The sequence below is a fragment of the Superficieibacter sp. genome, from assembly GCF_032071645.1.
In the GTDB taxonomy this organism is placed as follows: domain Bacteria; phylum Pseudomonadota; class Gammaproteobacteria; order Enterobacterales; family Enterobacteriaceae; genus Superficieibacter.
Genome location: NZ_DAMAPU010000014.1, coordinates 71451 through 89789, shown reverse-complemented (window position 1 = coordinate 89789; position 18339 = coordinate 71451). Strand labels below are relative to the sequence as shown.

Below are 18339 nucleotides of genomic sequence, written 5' to 3'. Positions count from 1 at the left end.
TTTCCCCCTCTCCCTCGAGGGAGAGGGCCGGGGAGAGGGGGAGCGTCTGGTGAAATTGGGTGGGTGCGGGGGTAGTTTTTCGCCCTCTCCCTGACCCTCTCCCCCAGGAGAGGGAACTGTCCGTGGCACGGTTTTACCGCTGTTCCCCGGTGCCGTTTTTCCCCCTCTCCCTCGAGGGAGAGGGCCGGGGAGAGGGGGAGCGTCTGGTGAAATTGGGTGGGTGCGGGGGTAGTTTTTCGCCCTCTCCCTGACCCTCTCCCCCAGGAGAGGGAACTGTCCGTGGCACGGTTTTACCGCTGTTCCCCGGTGCCGTTTTTCCCCCTCTCCCTCGAGGGAGAGGGCCGGGGAGAGGGGGAGCGTCTGGTGAAATTGGGTGGGTGCGGGGGTAGTTTTTCGCCCTCTCCCTGACCCTCTCCCCCAGGAGAGGGAACTGTCCGTGGCACGCTTTTACCGCTGTTCCCCGGTGCCGCTTTTCTCCCTGACCCTCGAGGGAGAGGGCCGGGGAGAGGGGAAGCGTTTGTCCTCCCTTCCCCACCTATGGGACCGAAGTTTCGAATTCCCTCTCCCTTTGGCAGAGAGCAGTATTAACATTACAGAGCTTACTTATGTCTTCATCACGTCCGGTTTTTCGCTCACGCTGGCTACCGTATTTACTGGTGGCCCCGCAGCTGGTCATCACCGTTATTTTCTTTATCTGGCCCGCAGGTGAGGCGCTGTGGTACTCGCTGCTGAGCGTCGATCCTTTTGGCCTTTCCAGCACCTTTGTCGGGCTGGCGAACTTTGCCGTCCTGTTTCACGATAGCTACTATCTTGACGCTTTCTGGACCACCATCAAATTCAGCGCATTAGTAACATTCAGCGGCCTGCTGGCCTCGCTGTTTTTCGCCGCGCTGGTGGATTACGTGGTGCGCGGTAGCCGTTTTTACCAGACGCTGATGCTGCTGCCCTACGCCGTTGCCCCTGCGGTCGCCGCCGTTCTGTGGATTTTTCTCTTCAACCCCGGACGCGGCCTTATCACCCATTTTCTGGCGGAATTCGGCTATGACTGGAATCATGCACAGAACAGCGGTCAGGCGATGTTTTTGGTCGTTTTCGCCTCTGTCTGGAAGCAGATCAGCTATAACTTCCTGTTTTTCTTTGCTGCGCTGCAATCCATCCCGCGCTCGCTGGTGGAGGCCGCCGCTATCGACGGCGCGGGGCCGGTACGCCGCTTCTTTAAACTCTCCCTGCCGCTGATTGCGCCAGTGAGTTTTTTCCTGCTGGTGGTTAACCTGGTCTACGCCTTCTTCGATACCTTCCCGGTTATCGATGCCGCGACCGCAGGCGGGCCGGTCCAGGCCACCACGACCCTTATCTACAAAATTTACCGCGAAGGCTTTGCCGGGCTGGATCTCTCCGCCTCCGCCGCGCAATCGGTGGTGCTGATGTTCCTCGTCATCATCCTGACGGTGGTTCAGTTCCGCTATGTTGAAAGTAAGGTGCGCTATCAGTGATTGAGAACCGTCGCGGGCTGACAATATTCAGCCATACCATGCTAATCCTTGGGATCGTCGCCATCCTGTTTCCGCTGTACGTTGCCTTTGTCGCGGCGACGCTGGACAACAAAGCGGTATTCGACACACCAATGACGCTGATCCCCGGTCGTCATTTATTGGAAAATATTGGAACCATCTGGACGCAGGGCGTAGGGGTTAACAGCGCCCCGTTCTGGCGGATGATGCTGAACAGCTTCCTCATGGCGTTCGGCATTACTGTCGGCAAAATTGCGGTTTCAATGCTCTCGGCGTTTGCGATCGTCTGGTTTCGCTTTCCGCTACGTAACCTTTTCTTCTGGATGATTTTTATCACCCTGATGCTGCCGGTCGAAGTGCGTATTTTCCCGACGGTAGACGTCATCGCCAGCCTGAATATGCTCGACAGCTACGCCGGGCTGACGCTGCCACTGATGGCCTCGGCGACCGCGACTTTCCTGTTCCGTCAGTTCTTTATGACCCTGCCGGACGAGCTGATCGAAGCGGCGCGCATTGACGGCGCGTCGCCGATGCGTTTCTTCCGCGACATCGTGCTGCCGCTCTCCAGAACCAATCTGGCGGCGCTGTTCGTGATCACCTTTATCTACGGCTGGAACCAGTATCTGTGGCCGCTACTGATTATCAGCGACGTCAACCTCGGCACGGCGGTGGCCGGGATTAAAGGGATGATCGCGACCGGAGAGGGAACCACCCAGTGGAATCAGGTGATGGCGGCAATGCTGCTGACGCTCATTCCGCCGGTCGTCATTGTATTAGCCATGCAGCGTGCGTTCGTGCGTGGCCTCGTCGATAGTGAGAAATAAGATGGCAGGATTAAAATTACAGGCAGTCAGCAAAAGCTGGGACGGTGGAAAAACGCAGGTGATCCAGCCGCTGACCGTCGATGTTGCCGATGGCGAGTTTATTGTTATGGTCGGGCCATCCGGCTGCGGTAAATCCACCCTGCTGCGGATGGTCGCCGGGCTGGAGCGCGTCAGCAGCGGCGATATCTGGATCGACCGCCAGCGGGTGACGGAAAGCGAACCGAAAGATCGCGGTATTGCGATGGTGTTCCAGAACTACGCCCTTTATCCGCATATGAGCGTGGAAGAGAACATGGCGTGGGGACTGAAAATTCGCGGGATGGGCAAGGGGCACATCGCTGAGCGGGTAAAGGAGGCGGCGCGTATTCTGGAACTCGACGCGCTGCTAAAGCGCCGTCCGCGTGAATTATCCGGCGGTCAGCGCCAGCGGGTGGCGATGGGCCGCGCCATCGTGCGCGATCCGGCGGTCTTTCTGTTTGATGAGCCGCTGTCTAACCTCGACGCCAAATTGCGGGTGCAGATGCGCCTGGAGCTTCAGCATCTTCACCGTCGGCTGAACACCACGTCGCTGTACGTGACGCACGATCAGGTGGAAGCGATGACCCTCGCCCAGCGGGTGATGGTGATGAACAAAGGCGTGGTGGAGCAAATCGGCACCCCGGTTGAGGTATATGAAAAACCGGCCAGCCGCTTTGTGGCGAGCTTTATCGGCAGCCCGGCGATGAATCTGCTGGAGGGACGCATCAGCATGTCAGGTACCCATTTTGAGCTGGAGAGCGGCATGGCGCTGCCAATCAACTGGTACTATCGCGGCTATGCCGGGCGTAAAATGACGCTGGGTATCCGCCCGGAACATATTGCGCTAAGCTCCCAGGCGGAAGGCGGCGTACCGCTGGTGATGGATACACTGGAGATGCTGGGCGCGGATAACCTCGCCCACGGACGCTGGGGACAACAGAAGCTGGTGGCGCGTCTGGCGCATAAAGTGCGACCCGCGCCGGGCAGCACGCTGTGGCTGCATATGGCGGAAGAGCATCTGCATCTATTTGATGGTGAAACAGGACAACGTATATGAGTAACTGGCCTTATCCCCGTATCGTCGCGCATCGCGGCGGCGGCAAGCTGGCCCCGGAAAACACGCTGGCCGCCATTGACGTCGGCGCGCGGCTGGGCCACAAAATGATTGAGTTCGACGTAAAGCTGTCGCGTGACGGGCACATTTTCCTGCTGCATGACGACAACCTTGAACGCACCAGCAATGGCTGGGGCGTGGCGGGAAATCTGACGTGGAATGAACTGCTTAATGTGGACGCGGGCGGCTGGTTCAGCGGTGAATTTAAAGGCGAACCGCTGCCGCTACTCTCGCAGGTGGCGGAACGCTGCCATCAGCACGGAATGATGGCGAATATCGAAATCAAACCGACCACCGGCACCGGGCCGCTGACCGGCAAAACGGTGGCCCTCAGCGCGCGCGAACTCTGGCAGGGAATGACTGCGCCGTTGCTCTCCTCGTTTGATATTGACGCGCTGGAAGCGGCGCAGGCGGCGGCACCTGAACTGCCGCGCGGGCTGCTGCTGGATGAGTGGCGTGACGACTGGCATGCCCTGACCGCACGGCTGGGCTGCGTTTCTGTTCATCTCAATCATAAACTGCTGGATGAAACGCGCGTCCGGCAACTGCGCGAGGCGGGACTGCATATTCTGGTGTATACGGTGAATCAGCCCCAGCGCGCGGCACAACTGCTGCGCTGGGGAGTGGATTGCATCTGCACCGACCGTATCGATCTGATCGGGCCAGATTTTCAGGCAGATTAAGGCTGTGTCACCGATGGCGTCACCGGGTTACGCAGCATATCGCCATTCTTTTTCTCGGTGAGCATATGCTGCTCGCCGCTGCTGCTTAACATTCCGCCGCCGGTGTTCGGCAGCACCTGCTGTCCCGGCTGGCTTTGCAGGATGCGCTCTGAATTGTTGCTCATCTGAGTTTGCAGATGCTGCTGCTGCGCCTGGGTCTGCATCTGTAGCTGCTGATTCAGCATCCCTTTCTGCTGGATTTGCTGGGTCTGCATCTGCGTCTGCATCCGCTGCTGGCTGGGGAACTGATAACCCGGCTGATTCGGATTATTCAGGGTGTTGATCGGCTGGGCAAACGCGACAGCGGGTACAAAAAGTGACAGAAGTAAAAGTCTTTTCATCTGCTTTTCCTCCTCCGGTAGCATCTGTTAAGTGTAATCGGTTTCCGTCAAAACGATGATCTTTTAAGCATTGTGGACCAGACTTAAGCGGGGACTCATCCCTCATATCTCTGGAGAAAAACGATGATGAAACCGACGTTTTTGCGCTGGGTAGCGGCGGCTGCCCTGGTGGCGGGAGGGTGTTTTAGCTCGCTGGCGGCACCGCAGCCGGTCTCGTATGGCGTTGAGGCCGATGTCTTTCATCCGGTCGTGGCAAAGCAGGGAATGGTTGCCTCGGTGGATGAAGCCGCGACGCAGGTGGGCGTGGATATTCTGAAAGAGGGCGGTAACGCGGTGGATGCGGCGGTCGCCGTGGGCTACGCGCTGGCGGTGACGCATCCGCAGGCGGGCAATCTCGGCGGCGGGGGCTTTATGCTGCTGCGCACCAAAGACGGCACCACTACCGCCATTGATTTTCGCGAAATGGCTCCGGCCAACGCCACGCGCGATATGTTTCTCGACGATCAGGGCAACCCTGACAGCAAAAAATCGCTGACCTCACACCTGGCCTCCGGTACACCGGGTACGGTCGCCGGATTCTCGCTGGCGCTGGAGAAGTACGGCACGCTGCCGTTGAATAAAGTGGTGCGCCCGGCGATCGCGCTGGCAAAAGAGGGTTTTGTGGTCAATGACGCGCTGGCGGACGATCTGAAAACCTACGGCAGCGAGGTGTTGCCGAACTATGAAAACAGTAAAGCGATCTTCTGGAAAAACGGCGAGCCGCTGAAAAAAGGCGACAAGCTGGTGCAGGCGAATCTCGCGCACAGTCTGGAAATGATTGCGGAAAACGGCCCGGCAGAGTTTTATAAAGGGGCGATTGCCGATCAGATTGCGCAGGAGATGAGCAGCCACGGCGGGCTGATCACCAAAGAGGATTTAGCGGCCTACCGCGCGGTGGAGCGCACGCCGATTAGCGGCGACTATCGCGGGTATCAGGTTTTCTCCATGCCGCCGCCTTCGTCAGGGGGCATCCATATCGTGCAAATCCTGAATATCCTGGAGAACTTCGATCTCAGTAAATATGGCTTCGGCAGCGCGGATGCCATGCAGGTGATGGCGGAAGCGGAGAAATATGCTTATGCCGACCGTTCGGAATATCTCGGCGACCCGGACTTTGTGAAAGTGCCGTGGCAGGCGCTGACCAGCAAAGAGTATGCCAAATCCCTTGCTCAACAAATCGACGTGAACAAGGCGAAGCCGTCAAGCCAGATCCGCCCCGGCAAACTTGCGCCTTATGAAAGCAACCAGACCACGCATTTTTCGGTGGTGGATAAAGACGGTAACGCGGTCGCGGTCACCTATACGCTGAATACCACCTTCGGTACCGGGATTGTGGCCGGAAACACCGGCATACTGCTGAACAATGAAATGGATGATTTCTCTGCCAAACCCGGCGTGCCGAACGTCTACGGCCTGGTCGGCGGTGATGCCAACGCGGTCGGCCCGAAAAAACGTCCGCTGTCGTCGATGTCACCCACCATTGTGGTTAAAGACGGTAAAACCTGGCTGGTCACCGGCAGCCCTGGCGGGAGTCGGATCATCACTACCGTGCTGCAAATGGTGGTCAACAGCATTGATTTTGGGATGAACGTCGCTGAAGCCACAAACGCCCCGCGCTTCCACCACCAGTGGCTACCGGATGAACTGCGCGTGGAGAAGGGCTTCAGCCCGGATACGCTGAAACTGCTCGAGCAAAAAGGGCAAAAGGTGGCGGTGAAAGAAGCGATGGGTAGCACGCAAAGCATTATGATCGCGCCGGATGGCACGCTGTACGGCGCGTCGGACCCGCGTTCGGTGGATGATTTGACGGCGGGGTATTAGTGACTGCGCGCTGGCGCGCTATTCCCGGTAAGCTCCTGCCAGGCATGAGTTTTACTGGGAATCAGCAGGGTGCTGAAGTAGAATAGCACTACGTCAGCGCTTCGCTGACCAGGCGCAACGTTGCGGGGGCTTTAACCCCGGCGGCGTCACTGCTGGAAAGAAAAAACCCTCGCACGTTGTTTTCAGGCAACTTACGAGGGCGATTCTTTGAAACTCAGCAATTCAAGGATAGCCGCGAACGGTTGCCGGTGCAACCTCAAAAGGCTAAACGATGCAGCACGTATTAATGGCGATGTTGCAGGATTTGACGGTATCCACCCTCGCGGGCGTGTTATCCGGTCTTATCCTGATTTATCTCGCTCGCTACCGTAGATAATGGTGGTACGTTAAACGGGCTGTATGCTGTGCACTGGCAACGTGCCCGGAGCGGTCAGGGGGAAACCCCTGACCTTTTTCGCGACGCTATTCTGTTTTTCTCCCGACCCCAGAAAGAGGGAGTCGCATCACTTCACCCGCGCCATAAAATACGCATCCACGTATTCGCCATTACGTAACGCGTAGCGCTTGCCGGTGCCTTCGACCTCAAAGCCGAATTTGCGGTACAGCGCGACGGCCGGTGCATTATCTACGAAAACCGTCAGTTCAATGCGTTCGATACGCAGCCAGTTGTCGCACAGGTTGATCATCTCGCGCATCAGCGCCGATCCTACCCCGCGCTGGCGAAATTCAGGGTCGGTGCTGAGGCCTGGTGTGGCAACGTGACTGCGGCGCGGGTTTTGTTCTACGCGAAGCGCCAGATGCCCGACGACCTGCTCATCAATACAGGCCACCAGATGTCGAAGGCCCGGCTGGGGCTTTAGCCGTTCCTGCCACATTTCAACAGAAGGATGAGGAAGTTGTAGCACACTCGGATACACCTCAGGATGCGCGTTAATCTGACGTAAGGCTTCTGCGTCGCGCGTTTCAATGTGGCGTATCACTATCTCGCTCATTCCTTTTATCCTCAATTAGTTATAAGTCCCCTTTAACTTCAATGACTTTCATCAACCTGTCAATAACCAAAATTTTGACAAAAAGAGGTAGACAAGTGCGAATGATAATGATTATTATTGTCATGCATTCAGGGAGTCCTGAACGGAAAACCTGAAAGCACGACATTGCTCACATTGCTTCCAGTATTATCTTAGCCAGCCGCGTGCTGGCTTTTTTTTTACCTCAGGCCAGCGTTTCTTTCGGTTTGCCAAAGGAGCGAATTGCCGCCAGCGGTCCCATGCCGCTTAGCGTAAAGACGGATAACAGCGTAAAGGACAACGCGACCAGTCCCAGCGTCAGATATGCCCCGTGAAAGCCCACTTTGTCGTACATGTAGCCAGCGAAAACCGACATAAACATCATCGCCAACTGCTTAAAGAAGCAGAAGCAGACCAGATAAATCGTCGCCGAAAAACGTACTTCAAACTGGCTGGTAATGTATTTGAAGCAGCCGACGATCAGAAACGGGATCTCAAACATATGCAGCGTTTTCAGGACGATCACTTCCAGCGGTGAAGAGGCGAAAGACGAGCCGATAATGCGCACCGACATAATCATCCCCGCCAGCAGCAGCGCGTTCTTCCCGCCAATGCGGTTCACAATCAGCGGCGCAAAAAACATGATGCAGGCGTTAAGCAGTTCACCCATCGTGGTGACATAGCCGAAGATGCGGGTGCCCTGATCCTGAGTGCTGAAGAAAGAGGTAAAAAAGTTCGCAAACTGCTGGTCGAAAACGTCATAGGTGCATGAAACACCCACCACATACAGCGACAAAAACCATAGCTTTGGATTTTTAAACAGTTCCATGGCCAGACGGAAACTGAACGGCGAGTGATTAGCCCCCAGTGAATCCGCAACCTGTGCCGAGGGCTGTGCCTGGGGTTTTGCGATAAACAGCAGGATGGCAAGGATCACCGCGCAGCCGGAACCGAGCCAGAAAACGAACTGGTTGTTGATGGTGAACATGATGCCGACGATAGACGCGCAAAGCGCCCAGCCCACGCAGCCAAATAAACGCGCGCGACCAAATTCAAACTGGCTACGACGGCTGACTTTTTCGATATAGGCTTCTATGGCGGGCGCGCCGCCGTTGTAGATGAATCCCAGGTAAATACCACCGACAATCGATCCCAGCAGGATATTGGTTTGCAGCAGCGGCCCGAATACATAAATGAAAAACGGCGCGAACATCACCAGCATCCCGGTAATGATCCACAGCAGATGTTTTTTTAATCCGAGTTTGTCGGAAAGCAGGCCGAATATGGGTTGAAACAGCAGTGAGAAAAAGGAAATGCAGGCGAAGATGATCCCGGTGTCGCTTTTGCTGATGTGATTGATGTCATGCAGCCAAATCGGAAAAAACGGGAAATACGCGCCCATAATGAAAAAGTAAAAGAAAAAGAACAGCCCGAACATCCAGAAATTGGTGTTTCTCATGTAATTCATGATCTTATCCTTAGTAATGATAATGCGGGCAGACTGGCCAGGTCCGCCCGATAAAGACTGGTGGTTAGCGACGCGCCCAGCTCAGCGCATAGTGGTAATGGCTTTCCTGCAATAAAAATTCCGGGGAAACGCTGGGGCTCCACGAGTCGTCGCCGCCGACGCCCATGTGGAAGCCATCCAGATTCAGCCAGCTCCCCGGTTCCTCCTGCAACAGATGACGATGCGAGGTTTCGCGGAGCTGTTTTTGCCCATAGCGGCTGATGTTGAAATGAAAATGACCCTGCCAGCGGTGATCGCCATACTCCAGCCGGGTGGTATCGCAGCGCAGGCCGTTCTCCGTCGGGAAGACGTAAGGCGTGTAAAGCGCCTCCAGCGGTCGTTGCCAGCGGTCGTAGCGGGCTGAACTTTTCCGATCCGGGTAGTTTTCATGCGGTCCCAGCCCGTGCCAGCAGACGTCCGGCTGAACCTCTGCCAGCTGGCAGGTCAGACCGATACGCGCCGGGGCGGGAGTGCCGTGGGCAATATCAACATCAACGCTGATATGCAGTTCACCCAGCGCATCAATGCGATAGGTTTTGCGGCTGATGAGCAGTGTTTTGCTCTGGAATTGCCACAGATGCACGGTACGCAGCTGAATTTCCTCGCCGCAGACGCTGGCGTCACAGCCTGCCAGCTGAGATTCAAGCTCGTACATGCCCGCCGCCTTCCAGCGCTCAACCCAGGCGTTGGGATCGATGCGCGTCGCTTCACTGACGCCAATGTCGTTATCCAGCGGCGCGCGGGTGAATTGATCCTGCAACGGCGTCAGCAGCGTCTCGCGCCCGTCCGACCACCATTGGGTCAACAGCCCGGTCTGGCGGCTGAACTGCCAGCGCTGACTGCCGTGCGTAATGTCATAGTGATCTTCGCTGGCGGTGAGTTGCGGGGCGCTGCCTTCTGCGGCGGGAGATGGCACGGTCAGCACGTCGGGCATCCGCCACTGCTGCCAGGCGCAGACATGCCCGGCCTCGCTCCAGTCGGTAGCGGCAATCTGCTGCACTTCGACATTCAGCCACACCTGGCCCGGACGAGTGCTCACCGGCAGCGCGTCGAGCGTCAGCGTCTGGCTGCCCTGCGGTGCGATATCCAGAATGGCTTCGCCCTGCGCCAGCGTTTCGCCTTCCTGTTTTAGCGTCCAGATCAGGCGCTCGTTGTCGCTGTGGCGGAACAGGTATTCGCTGGTGACGGTCAGCGCATTCTGCGCCAGCGTAAACTGAAAGAACTGCTGCGCCTGCTGCGCTTCATACAAGGAAGGGTGTGGGGTGCGGTCGGCGAAAACCAGCCCGTTCATGCAGAACTGGCGATCGTTCGGGGTATCACCAAAATCGCCGCCGTAGGCCGAAAAAGGCTGCCCGCTGGCGTCGCACTTGATCAGCGACTGATCCACCCAGTCCCAGACAAAACCGCCCTGGAGCCGTGGATACTGGCGGAACGCCGCCCAGTATTTATGGAAGCCGCCGAAGCTGTTGCCCATCGCATGGGCGTATTCACAGAGGATCAGCGGGCGATCTTCTCCCGGCATGCCGATCCATTTCTTGATCGACCATTTTGGCACCTGCGGGAACGGCTGATCCTGATCGACGCGCGCGTACATCGGGCAGATGATATCGGTGGCGGTGCTGTTTGCGCCGCCACCTTCGTAATGCACCGGGCGGGTGGGATCGTTACTCTTGATCCAGCGGTAGAGGGCGTCATGATTCGCGCCGTGACCGGATTCATTGCCCAGCGACCAGATGATAACAGAAGGATGGTTGCGGTCGCGCTGCACCATGCGGGTCACGCGCTCGCTCATCGCAGGCAGCCACACCGGATCGTCCGTCAGACGGTTCATCGGCACCATGCCGTGGGTTTCAATATTGGCTTCGTCAACAACGTACAGACCGTAGCGATCGCACAGCCGATACCACAGCGGGTGATTCGGATAATGCGAGCAGCGCACGGCGTTAAAGTTATGCTGCTTCATCAGCATAATGTCCCGGCGCATCGTCTCTTCATCCATCACCTGACCGTTTTCCGGGTGATGTTCGTGGCGGTTGGTACCGCGAATCAGCAGCGGCTTGCCGTTGATCTTCAGCAGCCCGTCGGTAATTTCTACCGTGCGAAAGCCCACGTCGTAAGCCTCGGCTTCGATCACCTGACCGGCGGCATCATGCAGAACGACGACCACGCGATACAGATGCGGCGTTTCGGCACTCCACAGTTGCGGGTGTTCAAAGGCCAGGCGCAGCGTGGTGCGGTCAGAATATGCCCCGCGCTCGTCGATGATCTCGCTGCCGATGGCCTGCCGGGTTTCGCCGACCAGCGTCTCGCCGCGCCATAGCTGCACGGCGATTTGCGTTTTGCTCCCGATGTCGCCCTGTACCGCCGCCAGCACTTCCAGCGTGGCACGGGTGAAATCCTCATTCAGATGCGTGGTAATGCGCACATCGCTGAGATGGATGTCTGGCTTATGCAGCAGGGAAACGTCGCGGAAAATGCCGCTCATCCGCCACATATCCTGATCTTCGAGATACGAGCCGTCGCTCCAGCGCAGCACCATTACCGCCAGGCGGTTTTCACCCGGCTTAAGTACCGCGCTGAGGTCGAATTCTGACGGCAGGCGGCTGTCCTGGGCGTAACCGATCCAGTGTCCGTTGCACCACAGATGAAACGCGGAATTCACGCCGTCGAAGATAATCCGCGTCTGCCCGTTCTGAAGCCATGCTTCATCAGGATTAAATGTGAGCGAATAACATCCGGTAGGATTTTCCGTCGGCACAAAGGGCGGATTGACCGGAACAGGGTAGGTCACGTTGGTATAAATGGGCGCATCGTAGCCGAGGATCTGCCAGTTCGACGGTACGGTTATTTCATCTGCGGTGGCGGGATCTTCATTGATCCAGCTTTCCGGCACCGCTTCCGGGTGCGTGTAATAGCTGAATTTCCACAGGCCGTTGAGCGACTGAAGATGACTGGGTTTTGCCTCATCCCGCGCGGCTTTCGGCGTGCGCCAGCTGGCGAATGGCGGATGGGCGGGGAGCTGATTCAGGTGCGGAACAGACGGATTTTCCCAGTCTCGACGGGCAAGAATAGCGGTGAGTGTGGCAGCGGTGGAGCCTGCATAAATGGTCATAGACAAATTCCTTTGCGTTTTGTTATTCGCTCACAATTTTGAATCACTATGGTTTTTGCGGGCCATGCTGTAAAGCGGGAAGGGTGGTTTAGGTGACGGGCGTCACAAAGTGGGCTGGCGGTTAGCCCAGGCGAGCGACCTGGCGGGCGAGGGTAGTCAGCGCCTCCGCCAGCGTTTGCGCGCAGGGCGTGGCGTCGCCCGGTGCGGCGGTGGTTTTGCGTTCCACCAGCGTTACCGGCAGCACGTCAGAGGCGGCGTCAGCATCGTGGATCAGGTCTATCAGGCGGTTGACGCTCGCCTGACCCAGCCGTTTAAAATCCTGCTTGATGGTGGTCAGCGGCGGAATAAAACAAGCGCTGTCTTCGGTGTCATCGTAGCCAATCACCGACATCTCCGCCGGGACGCGCAGACCCGCTTCCGCCAGCGCCCGCAGTGCGCCCAGCGCCATCTGGTCATTTGCCACCAGCAGTGCGGTCGGCTGTGTGCCGGTATCCAGCAGGCGCAGGGTCTGTTCATAACCCGACAGCGAACTCCAGTCGCCGTGCAGCACGCGGGCCGCGCGAAGCTGATGATGTGCGAGCCGCTGCTGCCAGCCTTCAAAACGCAGGCGGGCAGAAACCGAAGTGAGCGGCCCGGTCAGCAGGGCGATGTGCTGATGCCCTAACGCGACCAGCCGATCGACGCCGAGGCGCGCGCCGTCAAAGGGATCGAAAATAATGCTGCTTGCCGGAAGATCGGGTGAAACGTCGAGAAATAGCGATGGCACTCTGCCACAGATGGCCTGCACCGCCTGCGCGTCGTCGTTTTCCAGAGGAATATTAATGATCAGGCCGTCCACCCGCTGCGACAGCAGGCTGTTGACCGCCGCTTTGCTGGCTTCCCGCCCCGGCTTTTCGATCATTGAGATCACCACGTTAAACTGCCGCTCGCCCGCTCTGGATTTGATCGCTGCCGCAATTTGTGACGGCGCGTGGAGCGAGAGGTTAGTGGTCACAAGCCCAATAGTCTGGCTGATTTTCCCCGCCAGCTGCTGCGCCACCCGGTTGGGCACGTAATTCAGCGCCCGCATGGCTTCTTCCACCTTCAGCCGGGTTTTCTCCGATACGTGGCTGGCCTGGTTGATGACGCGGGAAACGGTCTGGTAAGAAACACCGGCGGCATCGGCTACATCGTACAGCGTCACAGATTTGGGTTTCATACCAGGCTTCCTTACGACTCAGGTTACGGGCGAGGCTATTTTACACATATTCTCTGGCTGCGCAGGATAATCAGCGCCCACGGCAGCGCGAAAATGCATTAAGGTTAATGATATCCGACGTCAAAAAAGGAGACGACAATGACTCTGGAGTGCGCATTTATCGGTTTCGGCAAAAGCACCACCCGTTACCATCTTCCGTATGTCCTGAACCGCAAGGACAGCTGGCACGTGGCGCACATTTTCCGTCGCCACCCGAAGCCGGAGGAGCAGCAGCCGCAGTATTCGCATATTCATTTTACCAGCGATCTGGATGAAGTCTTAAACGATGACAAGGTGAAGCTGGTGATCGTTTGTACCCATGCCGACAGCCATTTTGACTACGCAAAACGCGCGCTGGAAGCGGGCAAGAACGTGCTGGTGGAGAAACCCTTCACACCGACCATTGCCGAGGCGAAAACGCTGTTTGAGCTGGCGAAAAGCAAAGGGCTGACGGTCACGCCGTATCAGAACCGCCGCTTTGACTCCTGCTTTCTGACCGCAAAAAAAGTGATTGAAAGCGGCAAACTGGGGCAGATTGTCGAGATCGAAAGCCATTTTGACTATTACCGCCCGTTCACGGAGACCAAACCTGGCCTGCCGCAGGACGGCATGTTTTACGGGCTGGGCGTGCATACCCTGGATCAGATTATCTCGCTGTTTGGCCGCCCGGACCACGTGGCTTACGACCTGCGCAGCCTGCGCGATAAAGCCAATCCAGATGATACTTTTGAAGCGCAGTTGTTTTATGGCGACCTGAAGGCGATTGTCAAAACCAGCCATCTGGTCAAAATCGACTATCCCAAATTTATCATTCACGGCACCAAAGGATCGTTTATCAAATACGGTATCGACCAGCAGGAAACCAGCCTGAAGGCCAACGTTATGCCGGGTGAACCGGGATTTGCCGCTGACGACAGCATCGGGCAACTGGAGTACGTGAATGCGGAAGGCGTCACCGTACGCGAAGAAGTGCGACCGGAAACCGGCGATTATGGCCGGGTGTATGACGCGCTGTATGCAACGCTGACCTCCGGCGCGGAAAATTACGTCAGAGAATCTGATGTTCTCACCAATCTGGAAATTCTCGAACGCGCTTTTGAACAGAAGTCGCCAGCCACAATCACTCTCGCCTGACCCTCAAACGGCTCCTCGGCATTGTTCATATTTTTTGAACAGAGGAGTCAATTTTCACCCTCTATGATCGGCAACGGTTTGCGTCCAGACTTACCTCATCGACATGATGAGGAGGCAACAATGATTTATTTACGCAAAGCGAATGACCGTGGTCACGCCCGGCATGGCTGGCTGGATTCCTGGCATACCTTCTCGTTTGCCAACTACTACGACGCCAATTTTATGGGCTTTTCGGCGCTGCGGGTCATTAATGATGATGTGATCGACGCGGGGCAGGGGTTTGGCACGCATCCGCATAAAGACATGGAAATCCTGACCTACGTGCTGGAAGGTACGGTGGCGCATAAGGACAGCATGGGCAATAAAGAGCAGATCCCGGCCGGGGAATTTCAGATCATGAGCGCGGGCACCGGCGTGCAACACTCAGAGTACAATCCGAGTGAAACCGAGCCGCTGCACCTGTATCAAATCTGGATCATCCCGGAAAAAACCGGCATCACGCCGCGCTATGAGCAGCGCCGCTTCGACGCCGCGCAGGGCAAACAACTGGTGCTGTCACCCGAAGCGCGCGATGGCTCGCTGAAGGTCAACCAGGATATGGAACTGTACCGCTGGGCGCTGGCGAAAGGTGAGCAGTCGGCGCATCAGATTGCCGCTAACCGCCGCGTCTGGATCCAGGTGGTAAAAGGTGATGTCAGCATCAACGGCACTTCTGCGACCACCGCCGATGGTCTGGCCATCTGGGATGAGCAGGCGCTTTCTGTTCATGCCAGCAGCGAAAGTGAAATTTTGCTGTTCGATCTGCCGCCGGTATAAATAAATTTCTCAACCTTTCCTCATCAGCAGGAAAGGTTGAGCGTCGTCCGTGATAAACTGAGGAAATCTCTCACTCTTTATCGCAGTCAGGACGATGAAAAAGAAAAGACCCGTACTCCAGGATGTGGCCGATCGCGTCGGCGTGACCAAAATGACGGTCAGCCGGTTTTTACGTAACCCGGAGCAGGTCTCCGTCGCGCTGCGTGGCAAGATCGCCGCCGTCCTTGATGAACTGGGCTACATTCCTAATCGCGCTCCCGACATCCTCTCTAATGCCACCAGCCGTGCGGTGGGCGTTCTTCTTCCTTCATTAACTAACCAGGTCTTTGCCGAAGTGCTGCGCGGTATTGAGAGCGTCACCGATGCCCACGGCTATCAGACCATGCTGGCGCACTACGGCTATAAACCGGAGATGGAGCAGGAGCGGCTGGAATCCATGCTTTCCTGGAACATTGACGGCCTGATCCTCACCGAGCGTACTCACACGCCGCGTACCCTGAAGATGATCGAAGTGGCGGGCATTCCGGTGGTGGAACTGATGGACAGCCAGTCGCCGTGCCTGGATATCGCCGTCGGCTTCGACAACTTTGAAGCCGCCCGCCAGATGACCGCCGCCATCATTGCGCGCGGTCATCGCCACGTCGCCTATCTGGGCGCACGTCTCGATGAACGTACTATCATCAAACAGAAGGGCTATGAGCAGGCGATGCTGGATGCCGGGCTGATCCCTTACAGCGTGATGGTGGAGCAATCGTCGTCTTACTCATCGGGCATTGAACTGATGCGCCAGGCGCGGCGCGAATATCCGCAGCTTGACGGTATCTTCTGCACCAACGATGACCTGGCGGTCGGCGCAGCATTTGAATGTCAGCGCCTGGGGCTGAAAATCCCGGATGACATCGCAATTGCCGGTTTTCACGGCCACGATATCGGTCAGGTGATGGAACCCCGTCTCGCCAGCGTTCTCACGCCGCGTGAGCGGATGGGACGCATCGGCGCGGAGCGTTTGCTGGCGCGTATCCGGGGTGAAGCGGTTTCGCCTAAAATGTTAGATTTAGGTTTCACTTTGTCACCGGGTGGATCTATTTAGCCCCGACAAGTTTGATGTAGCTCACACTTATTCACTTCTGCCATCAATGGTTATTGCTTCTGTAGTAGTCCGACCGGACAATGTTACCGATAACTGTTACCCGTAACAATTCAGCACATCAATCCCTGGGGAGGGCGCTTTGAGCACGACTAACCACGATCACCACGTCTATGTCCTGATGGGCGTCTCCGGCAGCGGCAAATCCGCTGTGGCAAGCGAAGTCGCACATCAAATTCACGCCGCGTTTCTTGATGGCGATTTTCTCCATCCGCGCAGCAACATTAACAAAATGGCCTCCGGCGAGCCGCTGAACGACGAAGACCGCAAGCCCTGGTTACAGGCGCTGAACGACGCCGCCTTTGCCATGCAGCGCACCAACAAAGTGTCCCTGATCGTCTGCTCCGCACTGAAAAAGCACTATCGCGACCAGCTGCGTGAGGGCAATCCCAATCTGTCTTTCATCTATCTGAAAGGCGATTTTGAGGTGATCGAAACTCGTCTGAAGGCGCGTAAAGGCCACTTCTTCAAAACCCAGATGCTGGTCACCCAGTTTGAAACGCTGCAGGAGCCAGGCGCGGACGAGCGCGATGTGCTGGTGGTGGATATCGACCAGCCGCTGGACGATGTGGTAGCCAGTACGATTGAGGTGATTAACAAAGGCAGTCAGCAGTGAGTACATTAACGCTTGTTTTAACAGCAGTTGGATCAGTGATGCTGCTGCTGTTTTTAGTGATGAAGGCGCGTATGCACGCCTTCGTCGCTTTAATGGTGGTTTCTATTGGCGCGGGCCTTTTTTCCGGGATGCCGCTCGACAAAATTGCCGATACCATGCAAAAAGGGATGGGCGGCACGCTGGGCTTTCTGGCGATTGTGGTCGCGCTGGGCGCGATGTTTGGCAAGATCCTGCATGAAACCGGCGCGGTCGATCAGATTGCCGTCAAAATGCTTAAATCCTTCGGACACAGCCGCGCGCACTACGCTATCGGCCTGGCCGGGCTGATCTGCGCGCTGCCGCTGTTTTTTGAAGTGGCAATTGTACTGCTGATTAGCGTCGCGTTTTCGATGGCGCGCCACACCGGGACCAACCTGGTGAAGCTGGTGATCCCGCTGTTTGCGGGCGTTGCGGCGGCGGCGGCCTTTCTGTTGCCCGGACCTGCACCGATGCTGCTGGCTTCGCAGATGCACGTTGATTTTGGCTGGATGATCCTCATCGGCCTGTGCGCCGCTATCCCTGGCATGATTATCGCCGGGTCGTTGTGGGGCAACTTCATCAGCCGCTACGTGGAACTGAATATTCCTGACGATATCAGCGAGCCGCACCTCGGCGAAGGTAAAATGCCGTCGTTTGGCTTCAGCCTCTCGCTGATCCTGCTGCCGCTGGTGCTGGTCGGCCTGAAAACGATCGCCGCGCGCTTTGTGGCGCAAGGCTCGACCGCGTATGAATGGTTCGAATTTATCGGCCATCCGTTTACCGCGATCCTCGTGGCCTGTCTGGTAGCGATTTACGGCCTGGCGATGCGTCAGGGCATGGCAAAAGATCGGGTGATGGAAATCTGCGGTCACGCGCTGCAACCGGCGGGGATTATTCTGCTGGTGATTGGTGCTGGCGGCGTGTTTAAACAGGTGCTGGTGGATTCCGGCGTCGGCCCGGCGTCGGCCCGGCGTTGGGTGAAGCCCTGACCGGCATGGGCCTGCCGATTGCCGTTACCTGCTTCGTTCTTGCGGCTGCGGTGCGTATTATCCAGGGTTCCGCAACGGTTGCCTGCCTGACCGCCGTGGGCCTGGTCATGCCGGTCATCGAACAGCTGCATTACAGCGGCGCGCAGATGGCGGCACTGTCAATCTGCATCGCGGGCGGCTCGATCGTCGTCAGCCACGTTAACGACGCGGGCTTCTGGCTGTTCGGCAAATTTACCGGCGCGTCGGAAGCGCAAACGCTGAAGACCTGGACGATGATGGAAACCATCCTCGGCGTGGTCGGGGCCACTGTCGGCGCGATCGCGTTTAGCTTGCTGAGCTGATTGATGTTACGAATGCTGGCAT

General features: G+C 57.1%; 14 protein-coding genes and 1 pseudogene. 10 read left to right on the top strand and 5 right to left on the bottom strand.

The genetic code is table 11. The features are described from left to right. Positions 1-605 precede the first annotated feature (605 nt). From ugpA to ugpQ, 4 genes are read left to right on the top strand one after another with little or no spacing between them, the layout of a single operon-like run. The gene (gene ugpA, locus RT197_RS18555) at positions 606-1493 is read left to right on the top strand and encodes a sn-glycerol-3-phosphate ABC transporter permease UgpA (RefSeq protein ID WP_312952628.1); all 888 of its coding nucleotides are present in this window, start codon (positions 606-608) and stop codon (positions 1491-1493) included. Next, positions 1490-2335: a sn-glycerol-3-phosphate ABC transporter permease UgpE gene (gene ugpE / locus RT197_RS18550; protein WP_312952627.1), complete on the top strand. Its 846-nt coding sequence runs from the start codon at positions 1490-1492 to the stop codon at positions 2333-2335. Before ugpA ends, ugpE begins: the two co-directional genes overlap by 4 nt. Position 2336: 1 nt before the next feature. Further along, on the top strand, positions 2337-3410 hold the full coding sequence (locus RT197_RS18545; protein WP_312952626.1) for a sn-glycerol-3-phosphate import ATP-binding protein UgpC: 1074 nt from the start codon (positions 2337-2339) through the stop codon (positions 3408-3410). After that, positions 3407-4150, top strand: a complete 744-nt coding sequence (ugpQ, locus tag RT197_RS18540; RefSeq protein ID WP_312952625.1) for a glycerophosphodiester phosphodiesterase — start codon at positions 3407-3409, stop codon at positions 4148-4150. The genes RT197_RS18545 and ugpQ overlap by 4 nt, the downstream gene beginning before the upstream one ends. Here the strand turns inward: ugpQ and RT197_RS18535 are convergent. Continuing rightward, positions 4147-4530 (bottom strand): DUF2756 family protein, encoded by a 384-nt coding sequence (locus tag RT197_RS18535; RefSeq protein ID WP_312952624.1) that lies wholly within the window; start codon positions 4528-4530, stop codon positions 4147-4149. The two genes, ugpQ and RT197_RS18535, sit on opposite strands and share 4 nt — an antisense overlap. Before the next feature lie 123 nt (positions 4531-4653). Between RT197_RS18535 and ggt the strand changes: the two genes are divergently transcribed. Then, positions 4654-6390 (top strand): gamma-glutamyltransferase, encoded by a 1737-nt coding sequence (gene ggt / locus RT197_RS18530; RefSeq protein ID WP_312952623.1) that lies wholly within the window; start codon positions 4654-4656, stop codon positions 6388-6390. A gap of 503 nt (positions 6391-6893) precedes the next feature. Here the strand turns inward: ggt and yhhY are convergent. The 4 genes from yhhY to RT197_RS18510 form a co-directional block, all read right to left on the bottom strand. Next, on the bottom strand, positions 6894-7382 hold the full coding sequence (yhhY, locus tag RT197_RS18525; RefSeq protein ID WP_312952622.1) for an N-acetyltransferase: 489 nt from the start codon (positions 7380-7382) through the stop codon (positions 6894-6896). Between the two features lie 223 nt (positions 7383-7605). Further along, positions 7606-8868 carry an MFS transporter gene (locus RT197_RS18520; RefSeq protein WP_312952621.1) on the bottom strand — a complete coding sequence of 421 codons (1263 nt, stop codon included), beginning with the start codon at positions 8866-8868 and terminating at the stop codon, positions 7606-7608. Positions 8869-8932: 64 nt separating this feature from the next. Further along, complete coding sequence (locus RT197_RS18515) at positions 8933-12019, bottom strand: beta-galactosidase (protein ID WP_312952620.1); 3087 nt, start codon at positions 12017-12019, stop codon at positions 8933-8935. Positions 12020-12140: 121 nt separating this feature from the next. After that, positions 12141-13217, bottom strand: coding sequence for a LacI family DNA-binding transcriptional regulator (locus RT197_RS18510; RefSeq protein WP_312952619.1), 1077 nt, complete (start codon positions 13215-13217; stop codon positions 12141-12143). A 138-nt stretch (positions 13218-13355) separates the two neighbouring features. Here RT197_RS18510 and RT197_RS18505 point away from each other — a divergent pair, with 138 nt between their 5' ends. From RT197_RS18505 to gntU, 5 genes and pseudogenes are all read left to right on the top strand, one after another. After that, positions 13356-14390: an oxidoreductase gene (locus RT197_RS18505; RefSeq protein WP_312952618.1), complete on the top strand. Its 1035-nt coding sequence runs from the start codon at positions 13356-13358 to the stop codon at positions 14388-14390. Positions 14391-14510: 120 nt separating this feature from the next. Then, on the top strand, positions 14511-15206 hold the full coding sequence (locus RT197_RS18500; RefSeq protein ID WP_312952617.1) for a pirin family protein: 696 nt from the start codon (positions 14511-14513) through the stop codon (positions 15204-15206). Between the two features lie 94 nt (positions 15207-15300). Continuing rightward, the gene (gntR, locus tag RT197_RS18495) at positions 15301-16296 is read left to right on the top strand and encodes a gluconate operon transcriptional repressor GntR (protein ID WP_312952616.1); all 996 of its coding nucleotides are present in this window, start codon (positions 15301-15303) and stop codon (positions 16294-16296) included. Positions 16297-16435: 139 nt separating this feature from the next. Beyond that, entirely contained in the window at positions 16436-16969 is a 534-nt protein-coding gene (gene gntK, locus RT197_RS18490) for a gluconokinase (RefSeq protein ID WP_312952615.1), read from the top strand. Further along, a pseudogene (gene gntU, locus RT197_RS18485) lies at positions 16966-18317 on the top strand (gluconate transporter). Before gntK ends, gntU begins: the two are co-directional and overlap by 4 nt. Positions 18318-18339 lie beyond the last annotated feature (22 nt).